Annotated in this window: 16 protein-coding genes and 1 riboswitch; of the genes, 12 read left to right on the top strand and 4 right to left on the bottom strand. The window is 71.7% G+C overall.

Annotation, left to right across the window (positions count from 1 at the left end; all coding sequences use genetic code 11):
• Positions 1-59: 59 nt before the first annotated feature.
• A riboswitch (FMN riboswitch) is annotated at positions 60-210 on the top strand.
• 104 nt (positions 211-314) lie between these two features.
• From ribD to ribH, 4 genes are read left to right on the top strand one after another with little or no spacing between them, the layout of a single operon-like run.
• The gene (gene ribD / locus Prum_RS07740; RefSeq protein WP_173075190.1) at positions 315-1,373 is read left to right on the top strand and encodes a bifunctional diaminohydroxyphosphoribosylaminopyrimidine deaminase/5-amino-6-(5-phosphoribosylamino)uracil reductase RibD; all 1,059 of its coding nucleotides are present in this window, start codon (positions 315-317) and stop codon (positions 1,371-1,373) included.
• Positions 1,374-1,375: 2 nt separating this feature from the next.
• Positions 1,376-1,954 carry a riboflavin synthase gene (locus Prum_RS07735; RefSeq protein ID WP_173075188.1) on the top strand — a complete coding sequence of 193 codons (579 nt, stop codon included), beginning with the start codon at positions 1,376-1,378 and terminating at the stop codon, positions 1,952-1,954.
• Positions 1,951-3,141, top strand: coding sequence for a bifunctional 3,4-dihydroxy-2-butanone-4-phosphate synthase/GTP cyclohydrolase II (locus tag Prum_RS07730; RefSeq protein WP_173075186.1), 1,191 nt, complete (start codon positions 1,951-1,953; stop codon positions 3,139-3,141). Before Prum_RS07735 ends, Prum_RS07730 begins: the two co-directional genes overlap by 4 nt.
• The gene (ribH, locus tag Prum_RS07725; RefSeq protein ID WP_173075184.1) at positions 3,141-3,611 is read left to right on the top strand and encodes a 6,7-dimethyl-8-ribityllumazine synthase; all 471 of its coding nucleotides are present in this window, start codon (positions 3,141-3,143) and stop codon (positions 3,609-3,611) included. The genes Prum_RS07730 and ribH overlap by 1 nt, the downstream gene beginning before the upstream one ends.
• Here the strand turns inward: ribH and Prum_RS07720 are convergent, their stop codons facing one another.
• The 3 genes from Prum_RS07720 to Prum_RS07710 are packed head-to-tail and all read right to left on the bottom strand — an operon-like array spanning position 3,612 to position 6,027.
• On the bottom strand, positions 3,612-4,352 hold the full coding sequence (locus Prum_RS07720) for an amino acid ABC transporter ATP-binding protein (protein ID WP_281368863.1): 741 nt from the start codon (positions 4,350-4,352) through the stop codon (positions 3,612-3,614). It abuts the gene before it with no gap.
• Positions 4,349-5,179 (bottom strand): amino acid ABC transporter permease, encoded by an 831-nt coding sequence (locus tag Prum_RS07715; protein WP_173075182.1) that lies wholly within the window; start codon positions 5,177-5,179, stop codon positions 4,349-4,351. The genes Prum_RS07720 and Prum_RS07715 overlap by 4 nt, the downstream gene beginning before the upstream one ends.
• The gene (locus Prum_RS07710; RefSeq protein WP_246277730.1) at positions 5,176-6,027 is read right to left on the bottom strand and encodes an ABC transporter substrate-binding protein; all 852 of its coding nucleotides are present in this window, start codon (positions 6,025-6,027) and stop codon (positions 5,176-5,178) included. The genes Prum_RS07715 and Prum_RS07710 overlap by 4 nt, the downstream gene beginning before the upstream one ends.
• 42 nt (positions 6,028-6,069) lie before the next feature.
• Between Prum_RS07710 and Prum_RS07705 the strand changes: the two genes are divergently transcribed.
• Genes Prum_RS07705 through Prum_RS07685 form a run of 5 tightly spaced genes read left to right on the top strand, consistent with a single transcriptional unit; the run spans position 6,070 to position 9,633 of the window.
• The gene (locus Prum_RS07705) at positions 6,070-6,624 is read left to right on the top strand and encodes a SigE family RNA polymerase sigma factor (RefSeq protein ID WP_173075179.1); all 555 of its coding nucleotides are present in this window, start codon (positions 6,070-6,072) and stop codon (positions 6,622-6,624) included.
• A complete protein-coding gene (locus tag Prum_RS07700; protein ID WP_173075177.1) occupies positions 6,621-7,577 on the top strand; it encodes a Gmad2 immunoglobulin-like domain-containing protein in 957 nt (318 codons plus the stop codon). The genes Prum_RS07705 and Prum_RS07700 overlap by 4 nt, the downstream gene beginning before the upstream one ends.
• Positions 7,578-7,604: 27 nt before the next feature.
• A complete protein-coding gene (locus tag Prum_RS07695) occupies positions 7,605-7,868 on the top strand; it encodes a phosphoribosyl-ATP diphosphatase (protein WP_173075175.1) in 264 nt (87 codons plus the stop codon).
• Positions 7,869-7,906: 38 nt separating this feature from the next.
• On the top strand, positions 7,907-8,752 hold the full coding sequence (gene hisG / locus Prum_RS07690; protein ID WP_173075173.1) for an ATP phosphoribosyltransferase: 846 nt from the start codon (positions 7,907-7,909) through the stop codon (positions 8,750-8,752).
• On the top strand, positions 8,749-9,633 hold the full coding sequence (locus tag Prum_RS07685) for a DMT family transporter (protein WP_173075171.1): 885 nt from the start codon (positions 8,749-8,751) through the stop codon (positions 9,631-9,633). Before hisG ends, Prum_RS07685 begins: the two co-directional genes overlap by 4 nt.
• 92 nt (positions 9,634-9,725) lie before the next feature.
• Here Prum_RS07685 and Prum_RS07680 read toward each other — a convergent pair whose 3' ends face one another.
• Complete coding sequence (locus tag Prum_RS07680; RefSeq protein ID WP_173075169.1) at positions 9,726-10,154, bottom strand: Hsp20/alpha crystallin family protein; 429 nt, start codon at positions 10,152-10,154, stop codon at positions 9,726-9,728.
• Between the two features lie 103 nt (positions 10,155-10,257).
• Between Prum_RS07680 and Prum_RS07675 the strand changes: the two genes are divergently transcribed.
• The 3 genes from Prum_RS07675 (at position 10,258) to rpmI (ending at position 12,531) form a co-directional block, all read left to right on the top strand.
• Positions 10,258-10,740, top strand: coding sequence for a PH domain-containing protein (locus tag Prum_RS07675; protein WP_246277729.1), 483 nt, complete (start codon positions 10,258-10,260; stop codon positions 10,738-10,740).
• Positions 10,741-11,715: 975 nt separating this feature from the next.
• Positions 11,716-12,318, top strand: coding sequence for a translation initiation factor IF-3 (gene infC, locus Prum_RS07670; protein ID WP_173075165.1), 603 nt, complete (start codon positions 11,716-11,718; stop codon positions 12,316-12,318).
• Positions 12,319-12,336: 18 nt separating this feature from the next.
• Positions 12,337-12,531 (top strand): 50S ribosomal protein L35, encoded by a 195-nt coding sequence (gene rpmI, locus Prum_RS07665; protein WP_173075163.1) that lies wholly within the window; start codon positions 12,337-12,339, stop codon positions 12,529-12,531.
• The last annotated feature ends 8 nt before the right edge of the window (positions 12,532-12,539 follow it).

Genomic DNA, 12,539 nt, shown 5'->3' with positions numbered 1-12,539 from the left:
AGTCGCGTCCGATAGGCCGGTCGGGCCGTGGACGTGTAAGACTCAATGGGTAACCCACCACGCGCTGGCGGGGCTCGGTGAAATTCCGAACCGGCGGTGATCCGGGGGCATGACGCCTCGGAGAGCCCGCGACCCGGTCGTATCCAACGGCCGGTGGACCTGGTGTAAATCCAGGGCCGACGGTCAAAGTCCGGATGGGAGTTGGCGCGAGACGGAGGGCACCCCTGGGCAGGGGTCGGTTTACCGACGCCGCCACCGTCGCTCATCCTCCCATCGTCGCCCCGCCGCGCGCGCCAGCACGCGGGAGAGGGGCCATGGCGAGCGTTGACGAAGCGATGCTCCGCGCGATCGCGCTGGCCGCTCGCGGCCTCGGCACCACCAGCCCCAACCCCGTCGTCGGCTGCGTCATCCTGGACGCCTCCGGCGCCGTCGTGGGCGAGGGCTTCCACGCGTACGCCGGCGGCCCACACGCCGAGATCGTCGCGCTGGCCCAGGCGGGGGACCGGGCCCGGGGCGGCACCGCCGTCGTCACCCTCGAACCGTGCGACCACATCGGCCGTACCGGCCCGTGCACGCACGCGCTCGTGCGGGCCGGGGTGGCGCGGGTCGTGGTCGCCGTGGCCGACCCCAACCCGGTCGCCGGGGGCGGCGCGCAGACGCTGCGCCAGGCCGGCGTCGAGGTGGAGTTCGGGGTGCGCGGGGCGGAGGCCGAGGCCGGCAACGTCGCGTGGCTGACCTCGGTGCGCCGGGGCTCGCCGTACGTGATCTGGAAGTACGCGGCGACCCTGGACGGCCGGTCCGCCGCGGCCGACGGCACCAGCATGTGGATCACGTCGGAGGCGGCCCGGATGGACGTGCACGCGCTGCGCGGCACGGCCGACGCGGTCGTCGTCGGGGTCGGCACCGTGCTCGCCGACGACCCGCGGCTCACCGCCCGCAACCTGCGCGACGGCACGCTGGCCATCCGGCAGCCGCTCCGCGTCGTCGTGGACTCCGCTGGGCGTACCCCTGCGGAAGCCCGCGTGCGTGACGGCGCCGCGCCCACCTGGATCGCCACCGCCGCGGACGTGGGTGCCGGCCCGCAGGGCCGGGTCGACCTGCGCGCGCTGCTGGCGGCGCTGTACCGGCGCGGCGTCCGCGCGGCGCTGCTGGAGGGCGGGCCGACGCTCGCGGGCGCGTTCCTCGCCGCCGGACTGATCGACAAGATCATCGGGTACGTCGCACCGAAGCTCCTCGGCGCCGGACCGCCCGCCCTGGCGGACGCGGGCGTGCACACCATCGCCGAGGTCATCGACCTGGAGTACGCCGAGATCACCCAGGTGGGGCCGGATCTGAAGTTCACCGCGTACCCACGCAAGAGAGAAGAGGGCTGAGCATGTTCACCGGGATCGTCGAGGAGTTGGGGGAGTTCGTCGGGCTGATGTGGCACGGCGACGGCGGGGTGGTGACCGTGCGCGGCCCGCTGGTGACGTCGGACGCCCGGCCCGGCGACTCGATCGCGGTCAACGGCGTGTGCCTGACGGTGGTGTCCGTGGCGGGCGACCGGTTCACGGTGGACGTGGTCAAGGAGACGCTCGACCGCAGCTCGCTCGGCGGGTTGAGCGCGGGCGACCCGGTCAACCTGGAGCGCGCGGCGACGCCGGCGACCCGGCTCGGCGGGCACCTGGTGCAGGGGCACGTGGACGGGGTAGGCACGATCTTGGAAGGCGCCCCCGAGCTGAGCGTGGCCCTGCCGCCCGGAATGTCCCGGTACGTGGTTGAAAAGGGCTCGATCACCGTGGATGGGGTGTCCCTGACGGTGGTGTCGGTGACGGACCGGGCGTTCTCGGTGAGCCTCATCCCCACCACGCTTGAGCTCACCACACTGGGGCATAAGGGCGTCGGTGACCTGGTCAACCTGGAGGTAGACGTGATCGCCAAGTATGTCGAGAAGTTGGTGGGGGTCGCGTCATGAACACCATCGAGGAAGCCGTCGCCGACATCGCCGCGGGCCGTCCGGTGATCGTGGTGGACGACGAGGACCGGGAGAACGAGGGCGACCTGATCTTCGCGGCCGAGCTGGCGACGCCGGAGCTGATGGCGTTCATGGTCCGCTACACCTCCGGGTACGTCTGCGCGCCGCTGACCGAGGTCGACTGCGACCGGCTCGGCCTGCCGCCCATGTACCACGTCAACCAGGACCGGCGGGGCACCGCGTACACGGTGACGGTGGACGCGCGGGACGGCGTCGACACCGGCATCTCGGCCGCCGACCGGGCGCACACGATCCGGCTGCTGGCCGACCCGGCCACGGTGCCCGGCGACCTGAACCGGCCCGGTCACGTCGTGCCGCTGCGGGCCCGCGAGGGCGGGGTGCTGCACCGGGCCGGGCACACCGAGGCGGCCGTCGACCTGGCCGTGCTGGCCGGGCTGCGGCCCGCCGCCGTGCTGTGCGAGCTGGTCAACGACGACGGCACCATGATGCGCCTGCCCGATCTGGAGAAGTTCGGCGCCGAGCACGGGCTGTCGCTGATCACGATCGCGGACCTGATCGCGCACCGGCGGCGCGCGGATCGGGTGGTGCAGACGCGCATGCCCACCCGGCACGGCGTGTTCCGGGCGGTCGGCTACCGGGCCGGTACGGCCGAGCACGTGGCCCTCGTGTACGGCGACCTCGGCGAGGGCGCGGACGTCCTGGTGCGGGTGCACTCCGAGTGCCTGACCGGCGACGTGTTCGGCTCGCTGCGCTGCGACTGCGGTCCCCAGCTCGACGCGGCCCTGGCCCGGGTCGCCCGGGAGGGGCGCGGGGTGGTCCTCTACATGCGCGGGCACGAGGGGCGCGGCATCGGGCTGCTGCACAAGCTGCGCGCGTACGAGCTGCAGGACCAGGGGCGGGACACCGTCGACGCCAACCTGGAGCTGGGCCTGCCCGCCGACGCCCGGGACTACGGCGCGGGCGCCCAGATCCTGTACGACCTGGGGGTGCGCTCGATGCGGCTGCTCACCAACAACCCGGCCAAGCGGGACGGTCTGTCCGGGTATGGCATGCGGATCGTCGGCCGCGAGGCGCTGCACATCCGCCCGCACCCGGAGAACGTGCGCTACCTACGTACCAAGCGGGACCGGATGGGGCACCTGATCGAGCTCGAGGAGTTGGCCTGATGGCGGGGTTTGGCGAGCCCGGTGTATCCACCGTGGATGCGGGAGGGCTGTCCGTGGGCGTGGTGGCGGCCCGGTGGCACGGCGAGCTGACCGACCACATGCTGGCGCGCGCGGTGGAGGCGGCCAAGGCGTGCGGCGCCGCCGACGTGGTGGTGGCCCGGGTGGCCGGCTCGGTGGAGCTGCCGGTGGTCGCCCAGGCGCTGGCCCGCCGGTGCGACGTCGTGGTGGCGCTCGGCGTGGTCGTACGCGGTGCGACGGCCCACTTCGACTACGTCTGCAAGGCGGTGACCGAGGGGCTGACCCGGGTGGCCCTGGACGAGTCCACGCCGGTGGCGCACGGCGTCCTGACGGTCAACACGATCGAGCAGGCCCGCGACCGCGCCGGACTGCCCGGCTCGGCGGAGGACAAGGGCTGGTCCGCCACGGTGGCCGCCCTGGACGCGGCACTGGCGGTCCGCGCCATCCAGTGATCAGAGTCGGCCCGCCTCGATGATGCGGGCGAGGAACTGGCGGGTGCGGGGCTCAGCGGGGTCGCCGAAGAGCTGATCGGGAGGACCCTGCTCCAGCACCCGGCCGCCGTCGATGAAGCAGACCCGGTCGGCCACCTGCCGCGCGAAGCCCATCTCATGCGTTGCCAGCACCATGGTCATGCCCTCGCCCTTGAGGTCGCGGATCATCGTGAGCACCTCGCCGACCAGCTCCGGGTCGAGGGCCGAGGTGACCTCGTCGAGCAGCAGCAGCCGCGGCGAGTTGACCAGCGCCCGGACGATCGCCACCCGCTGCTGCTGGCCGCCGGACAGGCGATCCGGGTACTCGCCGGCCTTGTCCGCCAGCCCGACCCGGGCCAGCCACTCCCGCGCCTGGGCCGCCGCCTGCTTGGCCGGGCGTTTGTGCACCCGCACCGGCGCGAGCGTGATGTTGTCCAGCACCGTCATGTGCGGGAAGAGGTTGTACGACTGGAACACGATCCCGATCCGCTGCCGCACCTTGTCCTGGTTGACCCGCGGGTCGGTGATGTGCTGCCCGTCGAGGTGGATCGTGCCGTCGTCGATCTCCTCCAGCAGGTTGACGCAGCGCAACAGCGTGGACTTGCCCGAACCGGAGGCGCCGATCAGCGCCACCACCTCGTGCTCGGCCACCTCGAGGTCGAGCCCGTCGAGGACGACGTTGGGGCCGAAGACCTTCCGCAGCCCGCGACAGGACAGGATCATGACTGCCTCCGTGCCGCCCGCAGCGTCACCCAGTCGGTCACCGCGATCAGCGGGATCGCGAGCAGCACGAAGAGCGCGCCGGCCACGATGTACGGCGTGTAGTTGAACGTCTCGGCGGTGTGGATCTGCGCGGCGCGTACCGCGTCGATGGGGCCGGCCAGCGATACCAGGCCGACGTCCTTCTGCAGCGCGACGGTGTCGTTGAGCAGCGGCGGCGCGACCCGGCGCACCGCCTGCGGGAGCACCACGTGCCGCATCGTCTGCCGGTACGTCAGCCCGAGCGACCGGGCCGCGGCCAGCTGGGAGGGGTGCACCGACTCGATGCCGGCCCGGAAGACCTCGGCCAGGTACCCGCTGTACGTGATCACCAGCGCGATCCCGCCCAGCACCAGCACGCTGGGCATCCCGCGCAGCCGCAGCCCCGGCACGCCCAGCGTCAGCACGTACAGCACGATGATGAGCGGCAGCCCGCGAAACGTGTACGTGTACCCGGTGGCCAGCGCCCGTACCGGGAAGAAGACCGGACCGCGCAGGGTGCGCAGCAGGGCCACCAGGAGCCCGAGGGCGAGTGAGCCGATGGCGCAGAAGAACAGCAGCCGGATGTTGAGCCAGAGCCCTTCGGCGATGTCCGGCAGCGCGTCCCACGCCACCGACGGGTCCAGGAAGGACTCCCGGACCCGGTCCCACCCCGGCGCGCCGGTGACCCCGACGACCAGCAGTACGCCCACCACGAAGGTGGACGCGGCGGCGATCAGGACGGAGATGACCGTCTGCCGCCGCCGGTACCGGATCCGGTCGAGCTGGGCGGGGCTGACCTGCCCGCTCACGTCAGCTCGCGCGCGCCGGCCGCCTGGGCCAGCCACTCCTTCTCCAGCGAGCTGAGGGTGCCGGCCGAGCGCAGCTGGTCGACCGCCTGGGTGATGCAGCCGGTCAGCGCCGAGCCCTTGTCCAGCACGATGCCGAACTGCTCCGGCACGCCCACCTGCGGCAGCTGCCCCACGATGACCGAGTCCTTGATCTCGGCCGCGGTCATGTAGAACGCGGTCGGCAGGTCCACCACGAGCCCGTCGATCTGGCCGTTCTGCAGGGCCTTCTTGGCGTCGTCGTTGCTGTTGTAGACGGCCGGCTTGGCGGTGGGCTTGACGAGGTCGGTGATCGCCTGGTAGCTGGTGGTGCCCACCTGGGCGCCCAGCTTGGCGCCTTGCAGCGCGGAAACGGAGGTGGCGCCCGCGATCTTCGAGGACTTCAGCGCGATCACGGTCTGCCGGACCAGGTAGTACGGTCCGGAGAAGTCGACCGCCTGCTTGCGCTCGTCGGTGATCGAGAACTGGTTGATGTCGATGTCGAAGTCCTTCGGCCCGGGTGCGATCGCGTTGTTGAACGTCACCCGGATCCACTTCACGTCGGCCGGCCCGTACCCGAGCTTGCCGGCCACCGCGTAGGCCACGGCCGACTCGAAGCCCTGCCCGTTGTCCGGCTTGTTGTCCTTGAACCACGGCTCGTACGCCGGGTCGTCGGTGCCGATGGTGAGCTTGCCGGGGGTCTTGGTGGTGAGCTGGTCCTTGGAGCAGTTCGTCAGCCCGGTGGCGGCGGGAGCGGGCGCCTGTTCGTCGGCGGGGGCGCAGCCGGCCGCGGCGACCAGCAAGAGCGCGACAGGGATCAATCGGCGAGCCATGCGCGACAGCATATTGCCCGGACCGGTAAACCTGATGGTGGGATGGGGCGTCGTACCGGCGTGGTGACAGGGAGCGTGGTGGTCGTGGCGCCGACGGTGTGGGCGGCCGACGAGGCGGTGACGCACCTCTTCGCGGCCCACTACCGGTCGCTGGTGCGCCTGGCCACGCTCCTGCTGCACGACTCGGGCCGGGCCGAAGAGGTCGTCCAGGACGCGTACGTGGCGCTGCACGGCCACTGGCGCCGGCTGCGCGACGCCGACAAGGCCCTGGCGTACCTGCGGGCCAGCGTCGTCAACCGCTCCCGGTCGGCGCTGCGCCACCGCAAGGTCGTCGACCGGCACCTGGCCCTGGCCCGCCCCGACCCGGATGTCCCGAGCGCCGAATCGGGCGCCCTGGACACACTGCGGCACGACACCGTCGTCGCCGCGCTACGCGCCCTGCCGACCCGGCAGCGGGAGGCGCTGGTGCTGCGCTACTACCTCGACCTGTCCGAGGCGGACATCGCCATCACCATGGGGTGCAGCCGGGGCGCCGTGAAGAGCCACTGTTCGCGGGGCATGGCGGCCCTGCGGGAGACGCTGGAGCGAGACTCATGACCCGCGACGAGGAAGTGCTCCGGCGCGTACTCGAATCCGAGGCCGCGAAGGTCGAGGTCCGTCCGGACGCGCTGAGCGCGATCCGGGCCCGCACCGCGCGGCGGCGGCGCTGGCTGCCGTTCGGCGCGGTCGTGTTCACCGCCGCCACCGCGACCGCCGCGACGCTCGTCGTGGTCGGCCTGGTCGCGCGACCGGCGCCGCGGCAGGTCGCGCCCGACCCGGGCGCGGTCACCGCGCCGGCGTCGCCACCGCCGGCCACCCCCTCCCCATCGGGGTCCGACTCCTTCTCTGGTACGCCGTCCGCCGCCCTGGCGATCTACTACGTTGCCGGCGAGCGGCTCTACCGGGAGTTCCACCGGCTGCCGGCCGGCGACGGGTCCGCGCCGGACAAGATCCGCGCGGCCGTGCGGGAGATGCTCGAGCCGGAGACCGCGTCCGACCCGGACTACACGAGCGACTGGCCCGCCGGGGTGCGCGTGCGGGACGTCTCGGTGGACGGTTCGGCCGTCACCGTCGACCTGAGCGCCGCGCCGCCGAACGACCTGGCCGCCCAGCAGCTCGTCTGGACCGTGGCCGCGGTGGTGGGCGGGGATCCGTCGGTCCGGGTCCGGCGCGACGGCCAGTCCGTGGACACGTTGCGCAAGGCCCCGGCGGTGGACACGCTCGCCGCGGTCTGGCTGATCGAGCCGCAGCACGGCAGCACGGTCGCCAAGACGTTCGAGGCGCACGTCGCCGGCGCGGTCTTCGAGGCGACCGCCCACCTGCGGGTGCGCATGGGCGACACGGTCGTCACCGAGAAGGTGCTGACCCTCTCCCAGGGCGCCCCGTCGCGGGGTGAGGCGAAGGTCACGCTCACCCTCGCCCCCGGCACGTACACCGTGGAGGCGTACGAGATCTCGGCCCGGGACGGCAGCGTCCAGCATCTGGACGGCCACACGGTCACGGTGCGCTGAGCTGGCCGGGTGACACAATCACTGGTCGTGAAGACCTTCGAGGAGCTGTTCGCCGAGTTGCAGGCCAAGGCGGCCGCCCGTACCCCCGGGTCCGGCACCGTCGCGGCGCTGGAGCGCGGCGTGCACGGCATCGGCAAGAAGGTCGTCGAAGAGGCGGCCGAAGCCTGGATGGCGGCCGAGCATGAGGGGCCCGAGCGGGCGGCCGAGGAGATCTCGCAGCTGCTCTACCAGACCCAGGTGCTCATGCTCGCCACCGGACTGGAGCTCAAAGACGTGTACCGACATCTCTGATCCGTCCCCGTTGTCTTCCGCCTGAAAGGACCCCAGAGATGTTGCGAATCGCCGTGCCCAACAAGGGCACCCTCTCCGCGCCCGCCGCCGCGATGCTGCGGGAGGCCGGCTACCGCCAGCGCACCGATCCGAAAGACCTCGCCTGCCGGGACGACGCCAACGGCGTCGAGTTCTTCTACCTGCGCGCCCGGGACATCGCCACGTACGTCGGCTCCGGCGACCTCGACCTCGGCATCACCGGCCGGGATCTGCTCGTCGACGCCGGCAGCCCGGCCGAGGAGGTCCTCGACCTGGACTTCGGCGGTGCCACGTTCCGGTTCGCCGCCCGCCCGGAGACGCTGTCCTCGGTGGACGAGATCGGCGGCCGGCGGATCGCCACCGCGTACCCCGGCGTGGTCGAGCGCCACCTGGCCGAGCGCGGTCTCAAGGCCGACGTCGTCCGGCTGGAAGGCGCGGTCGAGAACGCCGTACGCCTCGGCGTCGCCGACGTGATCGCGGACGTGGTGGAGACCGGCGCGACGCTGCGCCAGGCCGGCCTGGTGACCGTCGGCGAGCCGATCCTGAAGTCGTCCGCGCTGCTGATCCGGCGGGTCGGCGCCCCCGCCAACGGGCAGGTCGGCCAGCTGGTCCGCCGCCTGCAAGGCGTCCTGGTGGCCCGCCGGTACGTGATGCTGGCGTACGACGTGCGCGCCGACCTGCTGGAGGCGGCCAGCGCGCTGACCCCAGGCATCGAGTCGCCGACCATCTCCCCGCTGCACCGCGAGGGCTGGGTGGCCGTGCAGGCGATGGTGCTGCGCGGCGAGGTGCACCGGGTCATGGACGAGCTGTACGACCTGGGCGCCCGCGCGATCCTGGTGACGGACATCCACGCCTGCCGGTTGTGAAGCGGCTTCCGGCCTGGGCGGCGCTCGGCGTCGCCTCGGTCGGCGGCGTGGCGTCCGCTTTGCAGAGCGCGGCCAACGCCGAGTTGGGCGAGCGGGTCGGCAACGCCTCCTTCGGGGCCGCCCTCAACGTGGCCAGCGGCAGCGTCATCGTGCTGGTCGGCCTGCTGGTGCTGCCGTCGATGCGGCTGGGCCTGCGGGCGCTGCGCGGCTCCGGGCTGCCCTGGTGGGCATACCTGGGCGGGCTCGGTGGCGGACTGTTCGTGACCGTGGCGACGTACGCCGTACCGGTCGTCGGGGTGGCCGTCTTCACGATCGCCCAGGTGACCGGCAACAGCCTCGGCGGGCTGGCCGTCGACCGGGCCGGGCTGGCCCCGGCCGGGCGGCTCCCGCTGACCCGCCCCCGGGTGGCCGGCGCGGTCCTCGGCGTCACCGCGGTGGCCCTCGCCCAGGTGGACCGCCCGATCGGCGACCTGGCCGTGGGCATGCTGGCGCTGGGCGTGCTCGGCGGAGCCGCGGTCGCCATCCAGGGCGCGCTCAACGGCCGCGTCTCGGTCGCCAGTACGACATCGGCCGGCACGGCGGTGAACTTCGCCACCGCCGCACCGGCCGTCCTGACCGCCGCCACCCTGCTCGGCGCGTTCGCCTCCGGCTGGTCGTCCCGCCTCCCACACCACTGGTACCTCTACGTGGGCGGCACCCTGGGCGTGATCATCGTGGTGTGCCTGCTGGTCAGCGTCCGCACCGTAGGCGTGTTGCGCACCGGCCTGTCCGTGGTGGCCGGCCAGCTAGCCACCGCCCTCTTCCTGGACGGCATCCACGCCCCCGTCGTGGCCGCCGCGGCCCTAACGGTGGCCGCCGTAGCGATCACCTCGAGGCGTTGATCCATCCCGCCTCGGGATGTTGATCAGGGAACGGCTCGGGCGTGTCGCGGCGTGCCGAGAGAGCCGGTCCCTGATCACCGCGATCTTGGGCGTTACTTCTGCGCGATAGCGACCCGGCGCGGCTCGGTGCCCGTGTAGGCGGCCGCCACGCGGAGGGTCAGCACACCGGCCTCGTACGAGCCGGTCACGGCGTCGGCCGTCACGTGCTGCGGCAGGGCGAACGACCGCCGGAACGAGCCGTACCGCACCTCACGCAGGCTCCGGCCGTCCCGCTCGTCGGTGCGCTCGTCGCGCCGCTCCCCGCGTACGACCAGCCGGCCCCGGTCCACCTCGACGGTGACGTCCTTCTCGACGTCCAAGCCGGGCAGCTCCACCCGGACAACCGCGTCCTCGCCGTCTCGCGTCACCTCGGCCGCCGGCACGAAGCCCCGCCGAGCCGCCACCGGGCTGAAGGCGCTACGCACGAGCGCGTCAAACTCCGCGAACGGGTCCCGCCGGGTCCACAACGACACAGTGCTCATCAGATCTCCTCAAGTGTGTCCATCCACTGCAACACTTTTTGTAACTTGAGTCCACCCGACTCAATTCCCACGGCCGCGAATGGAGGTGGCAGACTCGGTAGCCGTGAGCACACCTCAGGTCGTACGCCTCCGTCCGCGCCGGGCCCGGGTCGTGGCGTGGATCCTCGCGGCCGCAGTACTGGTGGTCTTCACGCTGGTCGGCACGGGGTTGCGCGGCTCGACCGGCGACGGCTACGGAAGCTTCCAGCGTGGCGACCAGTTCGCCATGATCGGGCTTGGCGTGCTCTTCGCGCTCGGCATCCTGCTCTTCACCCGGCTCCGGGTCGAGGCCGACGCCGACGGGATCCGGGTGCGCAACCTCATCGGCGGGTACGACCTGCCCTGGGACGTCGTACGGGCGGTGCGCTTCAACCGCGGCACCCCGTGGGCGACCCTGGAACTGCAGGACGAGGAGCTCGTGCCGATGATGGCGTTGCAGGCCGCCGACAAGCAGCACGCCGTCAACGGCGTCCGTGCCCTCCGCGCGATGCTAGAAGCCTCCCAGCAGCGGACCACCCAACCCGAGCCCACCCCCGACCCCGCCTGACCCTTTCGCCTCGCGCCCAAGCGTAAGTAGGGCGCCCCGGCTGAGGGCTTCGCGCTGACCGCTCGGGCGGATCTTGGTGCTATCGGTCGGCGTCGCTTGAATGACTGTGGCGAGATCATGGATTAGCGCGTGAACGTGAAGGATGTGGGTCGTTGGGGCGACTCGGATCCTTCGCGCAGATCCCGATCGCTTGCCAGCGCTGGAGCCGCCGAATCGATCTAGGAGTCATCGTGGGTATAAATCGGACTCGATACCCACGATTCTTCCTAGATCGACACCAGCCCGCGGCGATCATGGCACTGGCCCCATGATCAGCGCCGTAGTGGGGTAGCCGTCCGGGTGGTCAGGGCGCGGCGCGGCCCGGCGGCGCATCTGGCGCTGTCTGCTTGAAATGGACGACTACCCGGTCTTGGGGGCATCCCTACTCCGCTCATGGCGGCAGCAGGGTGCCCGAGCCCGCCCGCCGATCAAGGATTTCCTCGCCGATCAAGGGCAAACGGCCGCAGTTTAGAGATCAAAGCACGACCGTTTGCCCTTGATCGACGCGGCGAGGCGCCCCGGCGACGCGGCGAGGCGCGGAGGGGCGCGGCCGCGGGACTGGGCAGGGCGGGGGCAGGGCGGGGAGTGGCGATGGTGGAGGGGCACCCCCGCGTTCGCAAAAGGTGGTTACGGCTGGTAGCCTTGCTGCGTCGACCAGGCTGTCACTGCACGTGCAGCGGTAGCTACGAAGCGGAGCGCCTGCTCCCACCCGCGTCGCCCCCACGAGGTGGCCGGGTCCGGTCAACCGGTGTCGGGGGAATCCCCGTCTCCGGTGGTGCGTTGCTGTAGTGACGTGCCTGACCGGTCGAGCGGGCCCTGGCATGCGCCGGGGCCTTCTGCTTTTCGGTCGACAGGCAGGCAACACAAACGTCCGCCGCGCCCGCGACCGGACGGTAGAAACGCAAATGAGGAGGCCCCATCAGCGTCGAACCACGCGTGAACGAGCAGATCCGGGCACGTGAGGTCCGACTGGTCGGCCCGGAGGGTGAGCAGGTGGGCATCGTCCCACTCGAGCGCGCTCTGCAGTTGGCCGCGGACGTCGACCTGGACCTGGTCGAGGTTGCGCCGATGGCGCGCCCGCCGGTGTGCAAGCTCATGGACTTTGGCAAGTACAAGTACGAGAGCGCACTCAAGGCGCGCGAAGCGCGGCGTAACCAGCAACAGACCGTCATCAAGGAGATGAAGCTCCGGCCGAAGATCGATCCCCACGACTACGAGACCAAAAAGGGTCACGTCGTGCGGTTCCTGAAGGCGGGCGACAAGGTCAAGGTGACGATCATGTTCCGAGGTCGCGAGCAGAGCCGACCGGAGTTGGGTTACCGGCTCCTGCGGCGGCTCGAGTCGGAGATCTCGGACCTGGGGTACGTCGAGGCCGCCCCCAAGCAGGACGGCCGCAACATGATCATGGTTTTGGCTCCGCACCGGGCCACCAAGGCCGCCGCGACGGCGGCCAAGGGCGGCGGCGGGCGCGAGCGGGAGCCCGGTGCCGCGGAGGCACCGCCGGCCACGGCCGGACCCGCCGGACAGTCCGGCGAGTAGCAGGGGAGAGACGTTTCAATGCCGAAGATGAAGAGCCACACCGGAGCGGGCAAGCGGGTCAGGGTGACCGGCAGCGGCAAGCTGGTGAAGCAGCAAGCCGGTCTGCGTCACAACTTCGAGGGCAAGCCCTCCACCCGTACCCGCCGGCTGAGCGGCACGGTCGAGGTGGCCAAGGCTGACGTCAAGCGAGTGAAGAAGTTGCTGGGCCGCTGACGCGCGCC

The organism is Phytohabitans rumicis, assembly GCF_011764445.1.
Lineage (GTDB): Bacteria > Actinomycetota > Actinomycetes > Mycobacteriales > Micromonosporaceae > Phytohabitans > Phytohabitans rumicis.
The sequence above is the reverse complement of the archived record's forward strand: the minus strand, read 5'-3'. Positions and strand labels throughout refer to the sequence as shown.

Excerpts from the sequence above, each read along its gene's own strand:
- ribD (WP_173075190.1), top strand. The coding sequence starts at position 315 with ATGGCGAGCGTTGACGAAGCGATGCTCCGCGCGATCGCGCTGGCCGCT.
- Prum_RS07735 (WP_173075188.1), top strand. The coding sequence starts at position 1,376 with ATGTTCACCGGGATCGTCGAGGAGTTGGGGGAGTTCGTCGGGCTGATG.
- Prum_RS07730 (WP_173075186.1), top strand. The coding sequence starts at position 1,951 with ATGAACACCATCGAGGAAGCCGTCGCCGACATCGCCGCGGGCCGTCCG.
- ribH (WP_173075184.1), top strand. The coding sequence starts at position 3,141 with ATGGCGGGGTTTGGCGAGCCCGGTGTATCCACCGTGGATGCGGGAGGG.
- Prum_RS07720 (WP_281368863.1), bottom strand. The coding sequence starts at position 4,352 with ATGATCCTGTCCTGTCGCGGGCTGCGGAAGGTCTTCGGCCCCAACGTC.
- Prum_RS07710 (WP_246277730.1), bottom strand. The coding sequence starts at position 6,027 with ATGGCTCGCCGATTGATCCCTGTCGCGCTCTTGCTGGTCGCCGCGGCC.
- Prum_RS07705 (WP_173075179.1), top strand. The coding sequence starts at position 6,070 with ATGGGGCGTCGTACCGGCGTGGTGACAGGGAGCGTGGTGGTCGTGGCG.
- Prum_RS07700 (WP_173075177.1), top strand. The coding sequence starts at position 6,621 with ATGACCCGCGACGAGGAAGTGCTCCGGCGCGTACTCGAATCCGAGGCC.
- hisG (WP_173075173.1), top strand. The coding sequence starts at position 7,907 with ATGTTGCGAATCGCCGTGCCCAACAAGGGCACCCTCTCCGCGCCCGCC.
- Prum_RS07680 (WP_173075169.1), bottom strand. The coding sequence starts at position 10,154 with ATGAGCACTGTGTCGTTGTGGACCCGGCGGGACCCGTTCGCGGAGTTT.
- rpmI (WP_173075163.1), top strand. The coding sequence starts at position 12,337 with ATGCCGAAGATGAAGAGCCACACCGGAGCGGGCAAGCGGGTCAGGGTG.